The sequence below is a fragment of the Bradyrhizobium sp. USDA 241 genome, from assembly GCF_049739505.1.
In the GTDB taxonomy this organism is placed as follows: Bacteria; Pseudomonadota; Alphaproteobacteria; order Rhizobiales; family Xanthobacteraceae; genus Bradyrhizobium; species Bradyrhizobium liaoningense.
Window position 1 is genome coordinate 2552020 of the sequence record NZ_JBMGPZ010000005.1, and the last position, 16090, is coordinate 2568109.

A 16090-nucleotide genomic window follows, 5' to 3' on the forward strand; every position below is an offset into this window, starting at 1 on the left:
CTCGGCGCTCAGCCGTAGAGATACCCGACCGGCTTGCCTTCGGTGCGCAGGGGACGGACGTCCTTGTGGGTGATGATCTGACCGGCGAGGCCGTCGATCTCGTCACGCTGCGTCGGCGTCCAGCTGCGCAGCTCGTTCATGCCCTTGAGCAGGCCGAGCCGCAGCACCTGGGTGTTTTCGCCGACAGCTGTGAGGCTGATGGAATCCCTGCCCGCCGTCACCACGTCGCCGGCGGACAGTTCGAAGCTCTCGCCGGTCTTTCTCTTGAACTCGGCGGTGCCGCGAATGACGCGATAGATCTCGACCTCGCCCTTGGCGAAACAGCTCGCGTCCGCGGCGGCCGACGTGCTCTTCGGCAGCAGCGACTGACCGCGCGGGTCGGTTGCGATGATGTGGCCAGCGACGAGATGGCCACTCGGAATCTCGATGCCGATATCGCGCACGTGGACCGGCATGGCCGATTTGACCGAGCCATCGGTGAGCGGCCTGAACAGCGCGTCCAAAGCCAGGGGGTCCTGGAGCCAGAAGCCGGCATCGGCCGGCCGGTCGTGCAGAGGGTGGCTCCAGGCCACGCGCGGCGTCTCGGCCTCGTTGATCTGGTCGGGACCGACGATGGTCGGGTTGGGAAACGTCGTCGGATCGGTGATGAAGGCTTCGAGGAATTTGCCCGAATAGCCCATCGAGATCGGATCGGGCACCACGGTCTGCGGCGTCTTCAGATTCTCTTCGGTCGACAGTCCCGACCAGGTGTAGAACAGCTGGCGGTGGACGATCGCGCTTTGCAGCATCACCGCGCCGGGGCCGACATTGTAGAAGCGCCCGTCATAGTCGAAGGTGAACGCGCCCGAGGTGACCAGCACGAGCTGAAAGCCGCCCGGCGGAAGATGAAGATGGAAATCGGTGGGGCCGGTGTCGGGCCGGTAGATCGGCAGATTGGTCGCGACCTCGTGCAGCAGGAAGGTCTCGTTGTTGGCGTGAAAGCCTTCGTTGGCGCGATTGTAGAGGGCCTGCGGCCGGTACGTCGCCTCGAACTTCGCATCCCGGTCGCGATCGATCGCCACGAAGTCCTGGTCGTTGAGACGCAGCCGCGCGCCGTTCGGATGGGTGAGACCGGTGAATTTGAGATCTCCGGCAGCATGCACGTTCATGGCATTCTCCGATCTGGGGCCGTCCATCCCGGAGCTGGGCGCACGCAACTTTCCGCTCTCTATCGTGGGCGGGCAGGGAATTGGGCCAGATGCTGTCTTGCGAATTTTGGGCCAGTCGGCGCGCAGTGCGCGCGCAGGCTCGCCGTCCGCAGGCGGCGAGTAAGAAAAGCGAGCTTGCACCAAAGGTTAGACCACGGGTTCGCCAACCTGCCTGACCTTTCCGCGCAGGTCCGTGAGTTCGGTAGAGCGACCTAGGTTGTCTAATTTGTCGGCAGGTCCTGCAGGGGCATGCAGCCGTGCAAGCTCGCGGCGAAAGGCAAATGCCCGGCGGCTCAGTGTCTCAAGCCGTTCATTCGAACGACTGACGGACGCTCCGCTCGGGCTTGCCGAACGGGCTATCCGCCCACTTCGCCATGTCCAGCGCGCGGGCGTCGAGGCCTTCACACCAGAGGCAGCTCGGTTCCACGCGGCCTTTGGCCGTCAGCATCGGGACGAGCGCATGGCCGCAGCCGGTGCAGGATGTGGTGCGATTCATGCGCTTCTCCGCGCTCATCGGATTCAAGGGCGACATATTCGCTGCCGAAGCTTGCGCGAGCGCTATGGCGGCGCAGACGCTCGTTCCCGAGATGTAGATGTAGCGATCAATCGTGACACGGTTGCGATGTCGTCGCCGCTTGCGCGATAGGCGGAGCGTATCGCCTTCCGGATCCCGGCTCTGCGCCACAACGCGAAGGGCGTTGCAGCGCGCCCCGGACGCGGTTTCATCGCTATGGAACCGATGCGGCGGCTGGTCGCAGTCATGTTGCCTTGATTCCGACAGAGCCGCCTTTATGTCTGAGCAGAACAAGAATCCGGGCCCCTCTGGCGAGGACGCCGACCATGTCGGCAAACCTCGTGATGTCGGATGACCTGTCCCGCGCGAATGCGATGGATCGGCCGATCGTCGGGCCTTTGTTCGTTCTCTCCGACTATCCGTCCCCATCGCAGCTCCGTGCGGCCATTTCGCAAGTTAAGGGAGCTACGATGTCTGACGCCAGAACTTCAAATCCGATGGAAATCGAGATCACGGAGCCGTCGAGCCTGAACGAGCAGGCGGCGGTCGCGTTGGTGATCGTGGGCGCGCTGGTTGCGGTTGCCGACCGGCGCGTCTCGCCGGTCGAGCGCGACGAGGTGATCCGTTTCATCAGGGACCGCAAGCTGGCGCCGCACATTTCAGACGAACGGCTCTATGCGATGTTCGATGACCTCGCCGAACGGCTCGAGGAGCCGGATTTTGCCAACGTCGTGATCGACACGCTGCGGCCGGTTTCGAATCTGTCGCTCTCGTCCCATTTGATGGAGCTGTCGGAGCGCGTTGCTGCCGCAGATGAGGACGTCCATCCCCACGAAGTCCAGGCAATCAAGTTGTTGCGCTTGCTGACGCTGGTGCTGCCGCGCGCGAAGCCGGTCGTGCCCAGTGCAGCGGACGCCACGCTCCAGGCCGCCCTGAAGGAGTAAGCATGAGCACAGTTTCGGACGAGCGCACCACCGAAGCCGTGGGCACCACCGGCGAGATCGCCGGTGGAGACCCGCGCCTGGCCAAGCTCGTCGACCGCCTGCCGGGGCGCATGGGCGACACCTTCACCTATCTGCTCAAGCCGTCCAGCCGCTGGGTCAGGATCCCCTCGGGCACGCTGCTGGTCGCCGGCGGCGTGCTCTCCTTCCTGCCGCTGCTCGGCGTCTGGATGCTGCCGCTCGGCCTTGCGCTGCTCGCCGAGGACGTACCGGCGCTGCGCTCCTCCCGTTCGAAGGTCTTCGACTGGATCGAGCGCCGCAAGCCGCATTGGCTCGATCCGTCGACATCGAAAAATGATCAAACATGACTGAATTCATCACCGCCGAGGCGCTGACCGCGCTGTTTCAAGTCGTCCTGATCGATCTCGTGCTCGCCGGCGACAACGCCGTCGTCATCGGCCTCGCCGCGGCGGGCCTGCCGGCCCAGCAGCGCCGCCGCGCCATCATCGTCGGCATCGCCGCCGCCACCGTGCTGCGCATCGCCTTCGCCGGCGTTGCGACCCAGCTCCTGCAGGTCATCGGGCTGCTGCTCGCCGGCGGCGTGCTGCTGCTCTGGGTCTGCTGGAAGATGTGGCGCGAGTTGCGCGAGCAGGCCACGCATTCGGAGCAGCTCGCGTTCAGCAATGGCGGCGGCGCGGATGCCGCCCCGGCACAGCGAAAGACTTTCGGCCAGGCGGCGGTGCAGATCGTCGCCGCCGACGTCTCGATGTCGCTCGACAATGTGCTCGCGGTCGCGGGTGCCGCGCGCGAGCATCCGTACATCCTCGCCTTCGGCCTGTTGCTGTCCGTCGCGATGATGGGGGTCGCCGCCGATCTGCTCGGCCGCGTGCTCCAGAAGCAGCGCTGGATCGCCTATGTCGGCCTCGCCATCATCATTTACGTCGCCTTCGAGATGATCTATCGGGGCTCGCTCGAGCTCGCGCCTGTCATCGCGAGTCTCTGAGGCGCATTCCTGTCTGCAATCCGGAGCGATCCATGACGTCTGAACCCAAGGCACCTTCGGCGCCGGCCGCGCCAAGGCCGCCGGTCGGCCTGCTACCGAAGCTGATCTTCGGCTCGCGCTGGCTGCAATTGCCGCTCTATGTCGGCCTCATCGTCGCGCAGGCCGTCTATGTGCTGTTGTTCCTGAAGGAGCTCTGGCACCTGGTCCTGCACTCGTTCGACGCCAGCGAGCAGCAGATCATGCTGGTCGTGCTCGGGCTGATCGACGTCGTCATGATCTCGAACCTTCTGATCATGGTGATCGTGGGCGGATACGAGACTTTCGTTTCCCGGCTGAACCTCAGCGGCCATCCCGACGAGCCGGAATGGCTCGGTCACGTCAATGCCAGCGTGCTCAAGATCAAGCTCGCGATGGCGATCATCGGCATCTCCTCGATCTCGCTGCTCAGGACCTTCATCGAGGCCGGTAATCTCGGCACCAACCGCAGCAATTTCACCGAGAGCGGCGTGATGTGGCAGGTCCTGATCCACATGACCTTCATCATCTCGGCGATCGGTATCGCCTGGGTCGACCGCCTCAGCGAGAGCGGCCATCGCAAGGAGGCCGGCCACGGCTGAGCCTTGCGAATGGGGCCGCGCCGTGAGGCGGCGGCCCCGCCACCGTATCGGCGGAGCCTCGCCAAACGTCGTCTTGTAGCTCCTCGCGAGGCATCACAAGCTGCCGATGAGCAGGTGATGTTTGCTAAAGCGCGATGCGATTAGGATGAATCGTGTTCGCGCTCTAGGTTGTTGTTTAAGCATGATCTTTTCGGAAAACCGCTGCGCACTTTTCCGGATCATACTTTAGAACGACCATCCAGCCCTCTGACGGGAGGTGGCCGGCGTCCGTTCATGGTTTCTGTCCGCAGAGCTCGCGGGATGCCGTCGCCTCCGCTCTGTGGAGAGCGTATTCATTCCGCTGGACTGCCGACGACCGCACCCTGCCTGACGTCTTCGCGGGCGAGGATCAGCAGAAGGCCGACGATGATCAACTCGACCACCGCGAAGGCGACGAAAGCCCCGGTGAACGCGCCGGAAGAGGCGTTGACGATGGCGCCCATCATCCAGGGCGCCACGAAAGCCGACAAGATGCCGAACACCTCCGCATAGCCGATCGCCGCCGGTGCGAGCGCGTCGGAGTATTTTTCGCTGAGCAGCGCGAAGATCGCGCCGCCGCCGAGCAGCGCGACGCCGCTGAGGGCTGCGAACAGCACCAGCACACCGAACGGCATCGGCGTAACGACGCTCCAGAGGAACATCAGTGCGGTCAGGAAAGCGAGCCCCGCGGTGAGCTTGATCATGAACGGCTTGCCGAGCCGGTCGGACATGTAGCCGCCGATCACCAGGAACAGGACCTGCGAGAGCCCCATCACGGTGCCGATCACGGCGCCGGCTTCCGGCGGCATGTGCTGCACGGCGATAAAGGCGGGCACCACCCAGGTCGCCGTGCCGGCGATTGCGAAGGTACAGGCCACGATGCCGAAGCCACCGACTGCGATCCATTTCGAGCGGAAGATTTCGCCAAGCGGCAGGTGCTTCTGAGGCGTCTCGTTCCCCCAGGTGAAGTCGACGATGCCGATCTCGCGCGGGCTATTGCGAACGACGAGCGCGTTAATCGCAGCGACGATCAGGGTGCCGACCGCCAGTACTGCGAAGAAGGTCCGCCATCCGGTCGCAATGGTCAGGGGAATGCCGAGTGCGAAATCCAGGGTGATGGCGAGGCTGTAGGCCGCAAGGATGATTCCGACCACCGACCCGCGCCGGCTCTGCGGAAACCAGCCGAAGATCAGCTTCATGTTGCCGATGAAAATGCCGGCATCGAAGAAGCCGATCAGGAGCCGCAGCAGCACAAGCTGGGTGTAGGTCTGGACGAACACCTGAAGCATCATCCCGAGACCGGTGCCGGCAAGTCCGATCAGCAGCATGTTGCGCGCCGTCATCGAGCGGCTCACCGGTGACCACACCATCATCCCGATGCCATAGGTCAAAGCCCCGTGGGTCGGTCAAAATCCCCCGGGTATGGTCACTTGAAACTCCCCCACCTGATGATCGCCGTCAGCGCCGCTGAACAGCAGTAGCCGGTCAGGCAGGACGTTTATGTTCGACCCCTTTAGCCAGCAAGGGGCCGGGGAGTTGAACGTCTTGAAGCGACATCTGCAAAGCACCGTACTTACATTACTTGATCGCAACACCAGCCAGCGCGAGATTCACCGGCTGACGGGTGTCGATCGCAAGACGATCCGGCGTTATCAGGCGCTGCGGGCCGGTGCGGAGGCAAATTCCCCCGGGGAAGTGACCACCGGCTCGGTGAGCGCGGACGGCCAAATTCCTCCACCCCGACCACCGGCTTTTGGGACATCGGAAGCGACGGTCACCAGCAGCCTGGCCCGTTCGGCTTGCGAAGCGCATCGGACGTGGATCGAAGAACAGGTCCGGCTGAAGCGGAACGCGCAGGCGATTTACCAGGACCTGGTTGATCAATTTGGCTTTCCGTCCAGCTACCAGAGTGTCAAGCGGTTTGTGCGCCGGTTGCGGCACGCTGATCCTGAGCAGTTTGATCGTCTTGAGTTCCTCCCCGGCGAGGAAGCTCAGGTCGACTATGGCGAGGGCGCGCCGACGGTTGATCCGAAGAGCGGGCGGTACCGTCGTCCCCGCCTGTTCGTGATGACGCTACGCTACTCGCGGCGCAGCTTCCGGCGGGTAGTCTGGAAGTCCAGCCAACAAGTCTGGGCGCAGCTCCACGAAGAGGCGTTCCGGTATTTTGGCGGGGTCCCCAGCTATGTCGTGCTCGACAACCTGAAGGAAGGCGTCCTCAAGCCGGATTTGTACGAGCCCCAGCTCAACCCGATTTACAGCGCGATGCTGGCTCATTACGCCGTGGTCGCCGATCCCGCGCGCGTGGCCGATCCAAATCGGAAAGGATGCGTCGAGAATGCGATTCAACATACCCAGGGCACTGCGCTGGCCGGACGGCGCTTCGAGACGCTGGAGGCGCAAAACGAGTTCTTGAGGCACTGGGAGGAGAACTGGGCTTCCAAACGCATCCACGGCAGCACGCGCCGTCAGGTCGAGGCGATGTTCCAGGAAGAGAAGCCGCACCTGCGGCCGCTGCCTGTCGCTCCCTTCCGCATCTTCACCGAAGTCGTCCGGACTGTCTGCGACGACACCGCCGTACGCGTCGACAACAGCTATTACGCCGCGCGGCCCGCGCCGATCGGCAGCCAGGTCGTCGTGCGCATCTACACCACCACGATCGAGATCCGTGATCGCCACACCCGTGCGCTGCTGCGTGTTCATTCCCGGATGGCGCACCCCGGTTCTGTCGTCCTGCCGACCAGCGAACGGCCGTTCAACCCGTCGCGGCAAACCGCCGTGCTGCTGGCGAGCGCCGAGCGCATCGGACCGCAGACCAGGGCCTTGTGCCAGCAGGTGTTCGACACCGAAGGGCGCCCCGGACAGCGCGCGATGTGGGGCATTGTCGGGCTGGGCCGGAAGTATCCGGCGCGGCTGGTCGAGCAGGCCTGCGCGCACGCCATCGACAACCGCATCTACCGCTACAAGCACGTGCGTGCGACCGTCGAGCGGTTGTTCGAACAGGCGATCGAGCAGGTTGGAGTGACGCCACAGCCGGCATCGCCGCTCACCCAGGATCATCCGCTGATCCGTACCCCCGCGGAATACGGCGACCTCTTCAGCCGCGCTGTGCGGCGCGACGCCGACGACAATGAGAGCTGGCCCCGGTTGTTTGGACAGCGCCCCGCTGGATTTAAGTGGATTCCTGCCGGGTTATGCTGAACGCGGGGCTTTACGGTTTTGTCGTTGCGTCGGGAGGGCGTAGCCCGACCAGAGCGACGACAAAACCGTCGGCGACGGTCATGCGGCCATCACCATAGCTTGCGTGCCGAAGTAAGCCTCGTCGGGCGTGCGCCCGTCAAGGCTCGAGTGAGGGCGTCCCTGATTGTAGAAGGCCAGATACTTGGCAATTGACGCTCGCGCCTCGGACACGCTGTCGTAGGCGCGGAGATATACTTCTTCGTATTTGACCGTGCGCCAGAGCCGCTCGACAAACACGTTGTCGCGCCAGGCGCCCTTGCCGTCCATGCTGATGGCGATCTTCGCGTCCAGCAGCACATCGGTGAACTCGAGGCTGGTGAACTGGCTGCCCTGATCCGTGTTGAAAATCTCGGGCCTGCCGTGCTTCGCCAACGCCTCCTGGACCGCTTCGACGCAGAAGGCCGCCTCCATTGTGATCGAGACGCGATGGGCCAGGACCCGTCGGCTGAACACATCGACGACCGCCGCGAGATAGACGAAGCCACGCCGCATCGGAATGTAGGTGATGTCCATTGCCCACGCATGGTCGGGCCGCTCGATCTTCAATCCGCGCAACAGGTACGGGTAGATCTTGTGACCCGGAGCCGGCTTGCTCGTGTTCGGGCGACGATAGACCGCCTCGATCCCCATGCGCTTCATCAGCGTCGCGATGTGGCGGCGACCGGCGTATACGCCCTCCCGCCGCAGCAACGATCGCAGCATACGCGCTCCCGCGAAGGGATAATCGAGATGCAGCTCATCGAGCCAACGCATCAAGGCAAGGTCCTCGGCCGAAACTGGCCGAGGTTCATAGTAGACCGTGCTGCGAGCCAGCTTCAGGACCTTCGCCTGGCGCACGATAGAAAGATCATGATCGCGGTCGATCATCGCTTTGCGCTCAGCAGGCCCGCCTTGGTGAGCGCGCCGGACAAAAAATCGTTTTCCAACGCCAGCTCGCCGATCTTGGCATGTAACGCCTTCAAATCGACCGGCGTCTCGGCCGATGTCTTGTCATGCCCAAACACGCCGGCGGCGCCTTCCAGGAGCTGGTTTTTCCAGATCGTGATCTGGTTCGGATGAACATCAAACAGTTGCGCCAGCTCCGCCAGTGTCTTGTCGCCTTTGACCGCAGCCAAAGCAACCTTCGCCTTGAATGCCGGAGAATGCGTCCGGCGGCTCTTCTTCGTCATCTTCGCTCCTGATTCGCAGCAAGAATCCTCGCCGCTGTCAGGCAGAAAATCCACTCAAGCTACTGTCCGAATTTGCGGGGCCAGCTCTATGGTCGGCAGGCCGAGGCTCACGACGATCACGCCACGGCAATCCGCGCTCGTGTCGCCTGCGCAACCCCGGCCAACTCCGGCGCCACGAGCGCTCCCGCTGCACCTTCTCACCTTAAACTGGAGACCTAGCCACATGATGACCATGCCGGAAATTGAGCGTTGCCTACGACAGCTGCGCCTGTCGGGTGTCCGCGACACGCTGCAGACGCGCGTGCTCCAGGCGCAGGGCGCCAACCAGCCCTTCCTCGAGACCTTCTCCCTTATCCTGCAGGATGAACTGGACCGTCGTCAGTCCCGTCTTATCGAGCGGCGATACCAGCAATCCGGGCTCGACGAAAAGCTGACGCTCGCCGAGTTCGACTGGTCCTTCAATCCCAAACTGCCACGTCAGACCTGCTTCCAGCTCCACACCCTGGCGTTCATTGCCGCTGGCGAGAACGCTCTGCTTGTTGGCAAACCTGGCATCGGGAAGTCGCACATCGCCAAGGCGATTGCCTATCAGGCGATCCTGCAAAGCCACAAGGTCCAGTATCTTGAGACCGACGACTTCTTCCACCGCTACGCCCTGAACTCTCCGGCACAACGCGAGGTCCGGCTGCGAACCATCATCGACTGCGATCTCCTCGTGCTGGACGATCTATTCCTCGCACGCGCCATCCCCGACGACGCCGGCACTTTGCTGCAGACCCTGATCCATCAGCGTTACAAACTGCGCCGCAGCGTCATCGTCACCTCCAATCGCGTCGTGCAGGATTGGGGGGCATACCTTGGGGACAACACTATGAGCACGACGATCCTCGATCGCCTTATGCATCATTGCCATCTGCTTGAGTTCGACGGACGCAGCTATCGGCTCAAAGAAGCCGCTGAAGCTCTTGCCCGGGAAACAAACTCAAACTAACAGTCCCTTGTCCTGCCTCGCGGGTGGAGGAATTTGACTGACCACACCCGGAGGAATTTGAAGTGACCCGCGGGGAAAGCGAAGATGCCCTGCGCCAGACCGGCCTCGGCGGGATTGAGTTTCAGGCTCTCTGAGACGAAAGGCAGCACGGCCGCAAAGGCGTACCAGTCGGCCGCGAGGAATATCTCGCAGAAGATGGCGAGTGCCAGCATGCACTTTTGCCAGACGGCAATCCGTCAGCGATCGCTCTCGGAAATGGTGGTCCAGTTGATCGTCATGATCGATCCTCGCGGTTTGAGCTTTCAGCGGAGACGAGCATCAGGCCGGGGGCGGCAGGAAATTGACCTCGTGCTCGGCGGCACGCCGAACGACTTCCTGCGGATCGGGCAGGTTGTGGATGCGTTCGAACAGCTCCTTGAGCGATCGCGTCGGCGCGACCCAGAACAGGCTGGTCGCGGTTTCGCCGGACTTGTTGAAGATGCCGTGGGGAATGCCCTTGGGCATGCGCACGAGGTCCCCGGCGGTCGCCACCAGGTCCTTCCCGTCAAGCCAGAGATCGTAACGGCCGCTCAGGACGTAGACGAATTCGTCCTGGGTCGGATGAACGTGCGGCGGCACGAAGGTGCCGTCGGGAAACACGGCATGCCAAGCCATCGACGCCTCGGAGTGCTGCTTCAGCGTGTACGTCTGGCCCAGAATGCTCCAGACGATGTTGCCAAAGCCGTCTTTGGCGGGGGTAACGCCCGGAGGCATCTCGATCATGGTGGTGTCCTTCTGTCTGAGCTACTCGGCTAGAAAATCGGTGACGTGATGCGGAGCTATGGCGGAATCTGGGTGATGACGGTGTGAGGAAGGCGGCGTATCGAGGCGGGTGACGAGCCTGCCAGAACCTCTCGAGGAGAGCGATACGCCATGACCGAGACTACCAATGTTCTTGCTTTCCGTCAGCCGTCCGCGGTTGATGATCCACTGACCGATATCGTTCGAGCCGGCGCGCGGGACCTGCTTGCCAGGGCGATCGAGATCGAGGTTGGCGCGTTTCTGGCCAGCACGGCCAATCTGACGCTGCCCGACGGTCGAGCGCGCCTGGTCCGACATGGGCACGGTCCGGTGCGCGAGATTGCGACCGGCATCGGTCCGGTGGAGGTCGCTCGTCCCAAGGTCCGCGACCGCGGAGCGAGCGGGCCAGGCGACCGCCTCCGCTTCAGTTCGGCAATCCTGCCGCTATGGGCGCGGCGGACGAAGAGCCTGGATGCCTTGATCCCGGTCCTCTATTTGCGCGGCATCTCGACCGGCGACTTCCAGGAGGCGCTCTCGGCGCTGCTCGGCAAGGATGCGCCGAACCTGTCGCCTTCGGTGATCGCCGGCCTGAAGGCCGATTGGCAGGTCGAGTACGAACGCTGGCAGAGACGCGATCTGTCGGCGCGTCGCTATGTCTACATCTGGGCCGATGGCGTGTACCTGCAGGCCCGCATGGAAGATCACAGCGAATGCATGCTGGTGCTGATTGGCACCACGCCGGAAGGCAAGAAGGAGCTGATCGGCTTCCAGGTCGGCGTGCGCGAGAGCGCGCAGAGCTGGCGCGAACCCCTGATCGACCTGCGGCAACGCGGGTTACGGATTGCCCCGCAACTCGCCATCGGCGACGGCGCCCTCGGCTTCTGGAAGGCACTGGACGAGGCCTTTCCCGGCACGCGGCACCAACGATGCTGGTGCCATAAAGTGAGCAACGTACTCGACAAGGTCGCCAAATCCGTGCAGGGCCTCATGAAGAACGACCTGCGGAACATCTATCTGGCCCCACACCGGGCCGAAGCTGAAACCGCGATCGACGTCTTCGTCGAGAAATACCACGTCAAATACGGACGTGCGGTGGAGTGCCTGATCAAGGATCGCCATGCGCTGCTCGCCTTCTTCGACTTCCCTGCTGAGCACTGGATCCACCTACGCAGCTCGAACCCGATCGAGAGCGTCTTCGCCACGGTGCGCCACCGAACGGTGCGGACCAAGGGATCGCTGTCGCAACAAACCGCGAAGCTGATGGTGTTCAAGCTCATCGACGCCGCATCGAAGACCTGGCGGCGATTGAAGAGCACGAACCAGTTGCCGAAAGTCATCGCCGGTGTAAAGTTCATCGACGGAATCGAAGTCATTCCGAACACTGAAAGCCACGCCGCCTGATCAGGCCGCGTCACCCAAAATCAGCCATAGCTCCGTGATGCGCGGCGGAGGGCGTTTCCTCGAACACCAGATGTCCCGTGTCCGGCACCAGCGTCACGCGCGCGTGGGGCAGCCCGGCCTTCCAGGCCCCGGCCTGCGCCGTTGGGCGCAGGCGATCCGCGGCGCCCCACAAGACCAGCGTCGGCATCGTGATCCGGTGCAGCCAGTGCGCGAGCTTTGGATTGCCCTGCGGATCGCTGCGGATCAGCTTGGCGAAGCCCGTCACCTCGCGCCCGAGGCGGGCGTCGAACGCAGGATCTGGCGCCGTGGGAAAGTAACGCAGCGCGTTTGACGGATCGTGCGCGAGATAGGCCGGCAAATCCTGTGGCGCGATCTCGAACAGGCCGGGGGCCGGCGCGCTCGCAACCACGAGGCCGGCGGGCGCGACCAGCACCAGCTTGCGGACGCGATGCGGCTGGCGGATGGCGAACTCGGCGGCGAGCCACCCGCCGAGCGAAAATCCGGCAAGATCGAACGTCGCCAGTCCCAGCTTGTCGAGCAAGTCCGTGGTCTGGAGGACATGATCCTCGATCGTATCGATCCAGACCGCATCGCCGGAGTCGCCGAAACCGGCCTGATAGGGAATGATGACGGTGTGCCGCTTCGCCCAGTCGCGCGCCATCTCAAAGCCGGTAAACGTTCCGGTACCGTGCAGGAACACCAGCGGGGGGCCGCTTCCGATGGTGTGAACGACGGTGCGCACGCCGTTGATGTCGTATTCCGCGCGAGCAAAGCCGGTGAGGTCGGGCGAGGGTTTGACGGTCTCAAGCATGATGGATGTCTCGGGTTGAAGGCAGCCTGTCTGGGCACCGCAGTGGAAGAGGGGTCATGCGGCCTTGGCCCGGCGGTCGCCGACAAGCGCTGCGAATTGTTCCACCGCGTTGGCGAGGCGAGCGGCAATCATCGGCGCCAAGGGGGCGCCCGGCGCCAGTTCGTCGCTGCTCGCATAGATCGCGGTCGACACCGTGCAGGCCTCGAAGAACCCGAACAACGGACGGAGCTGATGCTCGACCACCAGCGAGTGGCGCAGCCCGCCGCCGACCGCTGTCAGCAGCACCGGGCGATTGCGCAGCACGCCGGGCTTGATCAGGTCAAAGACATGCTTGAACAGGCCGGGATACGAGCCCTGGAACACCGGGCAACCGATCACCAGGCCATCGGCATGCTCGATCGCCTCGACGAGGTCGCGCGCGCGCTCGTCCAGCCCGTTGCGGGTAAACGCGGCGATGCCTTCGCCGGCATCGACGAGGTCGAGGATGTCGGTCTTGAGCGCGTGTTGTGCCAGGAGATCGGCCGCAACGGCTTCAACAAGCCCGCGCGACTTAGCCGGGCGCCAGCTGCTGCCGCAGAAGCCAACGATGCGGGATCTGTTCACGCCGACCTCCTGCGCGCTCAGCCGGTCACCCCGAACACTGTCCATTGCGCGCCGGGCCCGGGAAGGCCGAGCAGCGCACGGCCGCATTCCTCGACGATCTGGTCGGCCATCAGGATGTGCTGGGTGCCTGAGTGGATGTCGCGATAGAAGCGCTGCATCGGCGTGTTGTGCAGCGAGGCACCTCGGGCTGCGCGGTGCGCGAAGGTCGAGACGTCGGACAGGACGTCGTGGATGTGCCGCAGCGACAGCTTGATCATTGTCATCTGCGCCAGCGAGGGACTTTCGCCGCCGGCGCAGGTCTCGGAGACCTCCTTCCAGGTTTCGTGCACAAGCGCACGTGCCGCGCGAAAACGAGCCTCGGCCTGCGCGAACTGGAACTTGAAGCTGGCGCTCTCGCACGACTTGCCGAAGGGATCCTGGCGCGGGACGATGACCTTCACGAGTTCGTCGAGCATGCGGCGGCCGACTCCGACCGCCCAGCTCGAGTGCGACCAGGCGCTATAGCCGGCGAGCCCCAGCGCGCCCTGCACGCCGCCGCGACGTGGCGCGCCTATGTCGAAATCGTAGGTCATGTGTGTCGGCACGAACAGCTCGTCGCCCTCGCTGAGCGTGTAGTCGAAGCTTCCGGTGGCGCGCAGGCCGAGCACGTCCCAATTGCCCATCAGCTTGATGGTCGCCCGCGGATGGTGGGTGACGACGATCTTGGGCTGTCCGTTGGGACCGAACACCATGTCCTTGCCGGAGGCGTCGGTGACGAAGCAGCCGGAATGGACCCATTCGGCGTGCTGGATGCCGCTGCCATAGGCCCAGTTGCCGCGGATCATGTAGCCGCCATCGACCGGACGGGCGAAGCCCCGCGGGACGCCGTTGCCGGCGATGGTGATGTCGGCGCCTTTTGCGAAGACCTTCTTGATGCCCTCGTCCTCGACGTAGATGGCGAGCGTCGTGCCTTCCATGTTGTTGCCGATCGCACACCATCCGGCGGACGCATGCGTGTAGGCAAGGCGCTCGATCACGGTCATGGCGTCGTAGGGCAGAAGTTCGGCGCCACCGACCTCGCGGGGAAACAGCATCGTGTAGATGCCGGCCTTGCGAAGCGCGGCGACGACGTCGTCGGTGAGATAGCCCTGCGCCTCGGCCTCGGCCGCGCGGGACTCGACCAGTGGCAGCACGGCGTCAAGGCGCGCGTGGAACTCGGCCACTGATGGCGTCGTGGAGGGCCTGGCGGCGCGTTGCATGGAAAGGCTCATGGTCGGTATCTCCACGTCAAGCTGTTGCTCCGCCGTGCGATCGGCGGGGAGGATCGGGACCGGCGGGGACGGCGTCCGTCGGCAAGGCTCCGCCGTCGCGTGCCAAGGCTGTTGGCGCGCGGGTGAGCAGGCAATTCGCGATGGTGACGTGACCCCGTCGGAACCGCGTGATGTCGTCACGCGATCACGATGGCCGAATGCTAGGGATGAAGTGGGCAGACCGGCAATCCCCCATCATGGGGGGATCGCCGTTGCTGCCGTGCCGTAAAGCTGAGCCGGAGAAGCACGGTTCTGCCGCTTCTTTTCGCTTGACCGGAGAACAGGCGAAGAAGAAATTTTAAGCCTATAACAAATCCCAATGGGCGCACGTCGCGCGAGGAGTGGCGGTGAGGGCCAAGCAGGAGCAGTTGGACGGTCTGCCCGAAGGCCGGCTGGCGGATCGTTTGATGTCGATCGCCGAGAGCCGTTCGGTGCGTGCGCTTGGCGTGGCCTGTTGCTCAGCAATCACCGAACTCACGGGATCGCCGACTGTCGGCCTCTACCTGCTCGACGGGCTCGAGCCTGCCCTGGTCTACAGCCGCTACGTCGCAGACGGCCTGCTCGACAATTACAAGGCCGGCTTCTGGAAGCACGACCCGGTGCTCGACTGCATCATGACCCGCGGCTGCGCGGTCGACGGCGAAACCGTGATCGGTCCGCAGCATTGGCGACATAGCCCGACCTTCGAGATGCTGCATGAATGGGGCTTCGCCTACAATATGGGCGGGCCATTGTGGTGTGGCCAGAAGATCATCGGCGTGCTCTTCACTGCGACGACGGAGACGGGCGCACCCTATACGCCGCGCGCACGACTGCGCATGGAGATGCTATGCCGCGCCGGCTCGCTGGCGCTGACCAACATGATGAATGCGGGCGAGATTGAAACCCACCGTAGCCCGAGCCGTCAGGCCGGGACGCTGTCGGCATCGCTGCCGCCGCGCTCGGCTGATGTCGCCATCAGGGTTTGCCGCGGCCAGACCAACAAGGAGATTGCCCGCGAAATGGGGATCTCCGACCAGACCGTGAAGGAGCACGTCGCCAATCTGTGCCGCCGGTTCGGCGTGCACAACCGGACCGAACTTGCGGCCTGCCTTCTGAGCGCGCGGCAGTAAAGCCGCCGACTGCTGCGGGCGTTCCCCGGATCGATAAAATTGTCTGCTATCCGTTCAGCGGCGGCAAACCCAGCGGACAAGAACCGCGCAGCCTTAAACTTCGATTTTGGAACCGATCTGCATCCTGCCCGCAACAGGGCAGGGCATCGGCATGTTAATTCTCAGGGAGATCATCGCAGCGGTCGCGGGAGTCTACGCGCTCCTGTTCGTCTGCGACGCATTGTTCGGCGTCGGCGAGACGCGTTTCGACGACGCATATTACCGCGCCAGCTTCTACGCGCCGCGGCCGATGGAATTCCGCTTCGCCGGTGACACGCCGCCGGCGGTGCGCGTCAGCGACGCCTTCGCACAGTTCGCGCCGGGCGAAGCCAAGCCGAACAGGCGCTACTCTTCCCTGACGACGATCATCCGTTGACG

The 16090-nt window shown here is 63.9% G+C and carries 19 protein-coding genes; 10 read left to right on the forward strand and 9 right to left on the reverse strand.

From position 1 onward, the window contains the following. Positions 1-8 precede the first annotated feature (8 nt). Together ABIF91_RS34140 and ABIF91_RS34145 are read right to left on the reverse strand one after the other, a co-directional pair. On the reverse strand, positions 9-1148 hold the full coding sequence (locus ABIF91_RS34140; protein ID WP_028181513.1) for a hypothetical protein: 1140 nt from the start codon (positions 1146-1148) through the stop codon (positions 9-11). A gap of 349 nt (positions 1149-1497) precedes the next feature. Further along, positions 1498-1995 (reverse strand): hypothetical protein, encoded by a 498-nt coding sequence (locus ABIF91_RS34145; RefSeq protein WP_244430927.1) that lies wholly within the window; start codon positions 1993-1995, stop codon positions 1498-1500. Positions 1996-2171: 176 nt separating this feature from the next. On the opposite strand from ABIF91_RS34145, the gene ABIF91_RS34150 reads away from it, so the two are divergent. The 4 genes from ABIF91_RS34150 to ABIF91_RS34165 are packed head-to-tail and all read left to right on the forward strand — an operon-like array spanning position 2172 to position 4262. Continuing rightward, entirely contained in the window at positions 2172-2645 is a 474-nt protein-coding gene (locus ABIF91_RS34150; protein ID WP_028181515.1) for a TerB family tellurite resistance protein, read from the forward strand. A 2-nt stretch (positions 2646-2647) separates the two neighbouring features. Next, complete coding sequence (locus ABIF91_RS34155; RefSeq protein ID WP_028181516.1) at positions 2648-3010, forward strand: hypothetical protein; 363 nt, start codon at positions 2648-2650, stop codon at positions 3008-3010. Further along, positions 3007-3645 carry a TerC family protein gene (locus tag ABIF91_RS34160; RefSeq protein WP_028181517.1) on the forward strand — a complete coding sequence of 213 codons (639 nt, stop codon included), beginning with the start codon at positions 3007-3009 and terminating at the stop codon, positions 3643-3645. Before ABIF91_RS34155 ends, ABIF91_RS34160 begins: the two co-directional genes overlap by 4 nt. A 32-nt stretch (positions 3646-3677) precedes the next feature. Then, entirely contained in the window at positions 3678-4262 is a 585-nt protein-coding gene (locus ABIF91_RS34165; RefSeq protein WP_028181518.1) for a TIGR00645 family protein, read from the forward strand. Between the two features lie 332 nt (positions 4263-4594). Here the strand turns inward: ABIF91_RS34165 and ABIF91_RS34170 are convergent, their stop codons facing one another. Continuing rightward, the gene (locus ABIF91_RS34170) at positions 4595-5671 is read right to left on the reverse strand and encodes an MFS transporter (protein ID WP_284281488.1); all 1077 of its coding nucleotides are present in this window, start codon (positions 5669-5671) and stop codon (positions 4595-4597) included. A 109-nt stretch (positions 5672-5780) separates the two neighbouring features. On the opposite strand from ABIF91_RS34170, the gene istA reads away from it, so the two are divergent. Beyond that, positions 5781-7478 carry an IS21 family transposase gene (gene istA, locus ABIF91_RS34175; protein WP_424579641.1) on the forward strand — a complete coding sequence of 566 codons (1698 nt, stop codon included), beginning with the start codon at positions 5781-5783 and terminating at the stop codon, positions 7476-7478. A 78-nt stretch (positions 7479-7556) separates the two neighbouring features. Here istA and ABIF91_RS34180 read toward each other — a convergent pair. After that, positions 7557-8686 (reverse strand): IS3-like element ISRj2 family transposase gene (locus tag ABIF91_RS34180; RefSeq protein ID WP_424579816.1). Its coding sequence is split into 2 segments (ribosomal slippage): positions 7557-8434 and positions 8434-8686, totalling 1131 coding nucleotides; the frame shifts between segments, so codons are not numbered across the junction. A 72-nt stretch (positions 8687-8758) separates the two neighbouring features. Between ABIF91_RS34180 and ABIF91_RS34185 the strand changes: the two genes are divergently transcribed. Both ABIF91_RS34185 and istB read left to right on the forward strand, forming a co-directional pair. Further along, a complete protein-coding gene (locus ABIF91_RS34185) occupies positions 8759-8905 on the forward strand; it encodes a hypothetical protein (protein WP_424579868.1) in 147 nt (48 codons plus the stop codon). Between the two features lie 4 nt (positions 8906-8909). Then, positions 8910-9677 (forward strand): IS21-like element IS1631 family helper ATPase IstB, encoded by a 768-nt coding sequence (istB, locus tag ABIF91_RS34190; RefSeq protein WP_424579642.1) that lies wholly within the window; start codon positions 8910-8912, stop codon positions 9675-9677. Here istB and ABIF91_RS34195 read toward each other — a convergent pair. Together ABIF91_RS34195 and ABIF91_RS34200 are read right to left on the reverse strand one after the other, a co-directional pair. After that, the gene (locus ABIF91_RS34195; RefSeq protein ID WP_028179952.1) at positions 9674-9889 is read right to left on the reverse strand and encodes a hypothetical protein; all 216 of its coding nucleotides are present in this window, start codon (positions 9887-9889) and stop codon (positions 9674-9676) included. The two genes, istB and ABIF91_RS34195, sit on opposite strands and share 4 nt — an antisense overlap. A 106-nt stretch (positions 9890-9995) precedes the next feature. Next, on the reverse strand, positions 9996-10439 hold the full coding sequence (locus tag ABIF91_RS34200) for a cupin domain-containing protein (protein ID WP_028179953.1): 444 nt from the start codon (positions 10437-10439) through the stop codon (positions 9996-9998). A 150-nt stretch (positions 10440-10589) separates the two neighbouring features. Here ABIF91_RS34200 and ABIF91_RS34205 point away from each other — a divergent pair, with 150 nt between their 5' ends. Continuing rightward, on the forward strand, positions 10590-11858 hold the full coding sequence (locus ABIF91_RS34205) for an IS256 family transposase (RefSeq protein WP_424579643.1): 1269 nt from the start codon (positions 10590-10592) through the stop codon (positions 11856-11858). A 10-nt stretch (positions 11859-11868) separates the two neighbouring features. Here ABIF91_RS34205 and ABIF91_RS34210 read toward each other — a convergent pair whose 3' ends face one another. Genes ABIF91_RS34210 through ABIF91_RS34220 form a run of 3 tightly spaced genes read right to left on the reverse strand, consistent with a single transcriptional unit; the run spans position 11869 to position 14522 of the window. Continuing rightward, positions 11869-12669 (reverse strand): alpha/beta fold hydrolase, encoded by an 801-nt coding sequence (locus ABIF91_RS34210; protein WP_424579644.1) that lies wholly within the window; start codon positions 12667-12669, stop codon positions 11869-11871. Between the two features lie 54 nt (positions 12670-12723). Next, positions 12724-13272, reverse strand: coding sequence for an NAD(P)H-dependent oxidoreductase (locus ABIF91_RS34215; RefSeq protein WP_028179955.1), 549 nt, complete (start codon positions 13270-13272; stop codon positions 12724-12726). A gap of 17 nt (positions 13273-13289) precedes the next feature. Next, entirely contained in the window at positions 13290-14522 is a 1233-nt protein-coding gene (locus tag ABIF91_RS34220; RefSeq protein WP_051393930.1) for an acyl-CoA dehydrogenase family protein, read from the reverse strand. A 446-nt stretch (positions 14523-14968) separates the two neighbouring features. Here ABIF91_RS34220 and ABIF91_RS34225 point away from each other — a divergent pair, with 446 nt between their 5' ends. After that, a complete protein-coding gene (locus ABIF91_RS34225; RefSeq protein WP_424579645.1) occupies positions 14969-15673 on the forward strand; it encodes a LuxR C-terminal-related transcriptional regulator in 705 nt (234 codons plus the stop codon). A gap of 151 nt (positions 15674-15824) precedes the next feature. Next, entirely contained in the window at positions 15825-16088 is a 264-nt protein-coding gene (locus ABIF91_RS34230; protein ID WP_028179958.1) for a hypothetical protein, read from the forward strand. Positions 16089-16090 lie beyond the last annotated feature (2 nt).

Coding starts and splice junctions, on each gene's coding strand:
- ABIF91_RS34200 (WP_028179953.1), bottom strand. CDS start 10,439: ATGATCGAGATGCCTCCGGGCGTTACCCCCGCCAAAGACGGCTTTGGC.
- ABIF91_RS34225 (WP_424579645.1), top strand. CDS start 14,969: ATGTCGATCGCCGAGAGCCGTTCGGTGCGTGCGCTTGGCGTGGCCTGT.
- ABIF91_RS34230 (WP_028179958.1), top strand. CDS start 15,825: ATGTTAATTCTCAGGGAGATCATCGCAGCGGTCGCGGGAGTCTACGCG.
- ABIF91_RS34160 (WP_028181517.1), top strand. CDS start 3,007: ATGACTGAATTCATCACCGCCGAGGCGCTGACCGCGCTGTTTCAAGTC.
- ABIF91_RS34155 (WP_028181516.1), top strand. CDS start 2,648: ATGAGCACAGTTTCGGACGAGCGCACCACCGAAGCCGTGGGCACCACC.
- ABIF91_RS34195 (WP_028179952.1), bottom strand. CDS start 9,889: ATGCTGGCACTCGCCATCTTCTGCGAGATATTCCTCGCGGCCGACTGG.
- ABIF91_RS34140 (WP_028181513.1), bottom strand. CDS start 1,148: ATGAACGTGCATGCTGCCGGAGATCTCAAATTCACCGGTCTCACCCAT.
- ABIF91_RS34205 (WP_424579643.1), top strand. CDS start 10,590: ATGACCGAGACTACCAATGTTCTTGCTTTCCGTCAGCCGTCCGCGGTT.
- ABIF91_RS34165 (WP_028181518.1), top strand. CDS start 3,678: ATGACGTCTGAACCCAAGGCACCTTCGGCGCCGGCCGCGCCAAGGCCG.
- ABIF91_RS34220 (WP_051393930.1), bottom strand. CDS start 14,522: ATGAGCCTTTCCATGCAACGCGCCGCCAGGCCCTCCACGACGCCATCA.
- ABIF91_RS34210 (WP_424579644.1), bottom strand. CDS start 12,669: ATGCTTGAGACCGTCAAACCCTCGCCCGACCTCACCGGCTTTGCTCGC.
- istA (WP_424579641.1), top strand. CDS start 5,781: ATGTTCGACCCCTTTAGCCAGCAAGGGGCCGGGGAGTTGAACGTCTTG.
- istB (WP_424579642.1), top strand. CDS start 8,910: ATGATGACCATGCCGGAAATTGAGCGTTGCCTACGACAGCTGCGCCTG.
- ABIF91_RS34150 (WP_028181515.1), top strand. CDS start 2,172: ATGTCTGACGCCAGAACTTCAAATCCGATGGAAATCGAGATCACGGAG.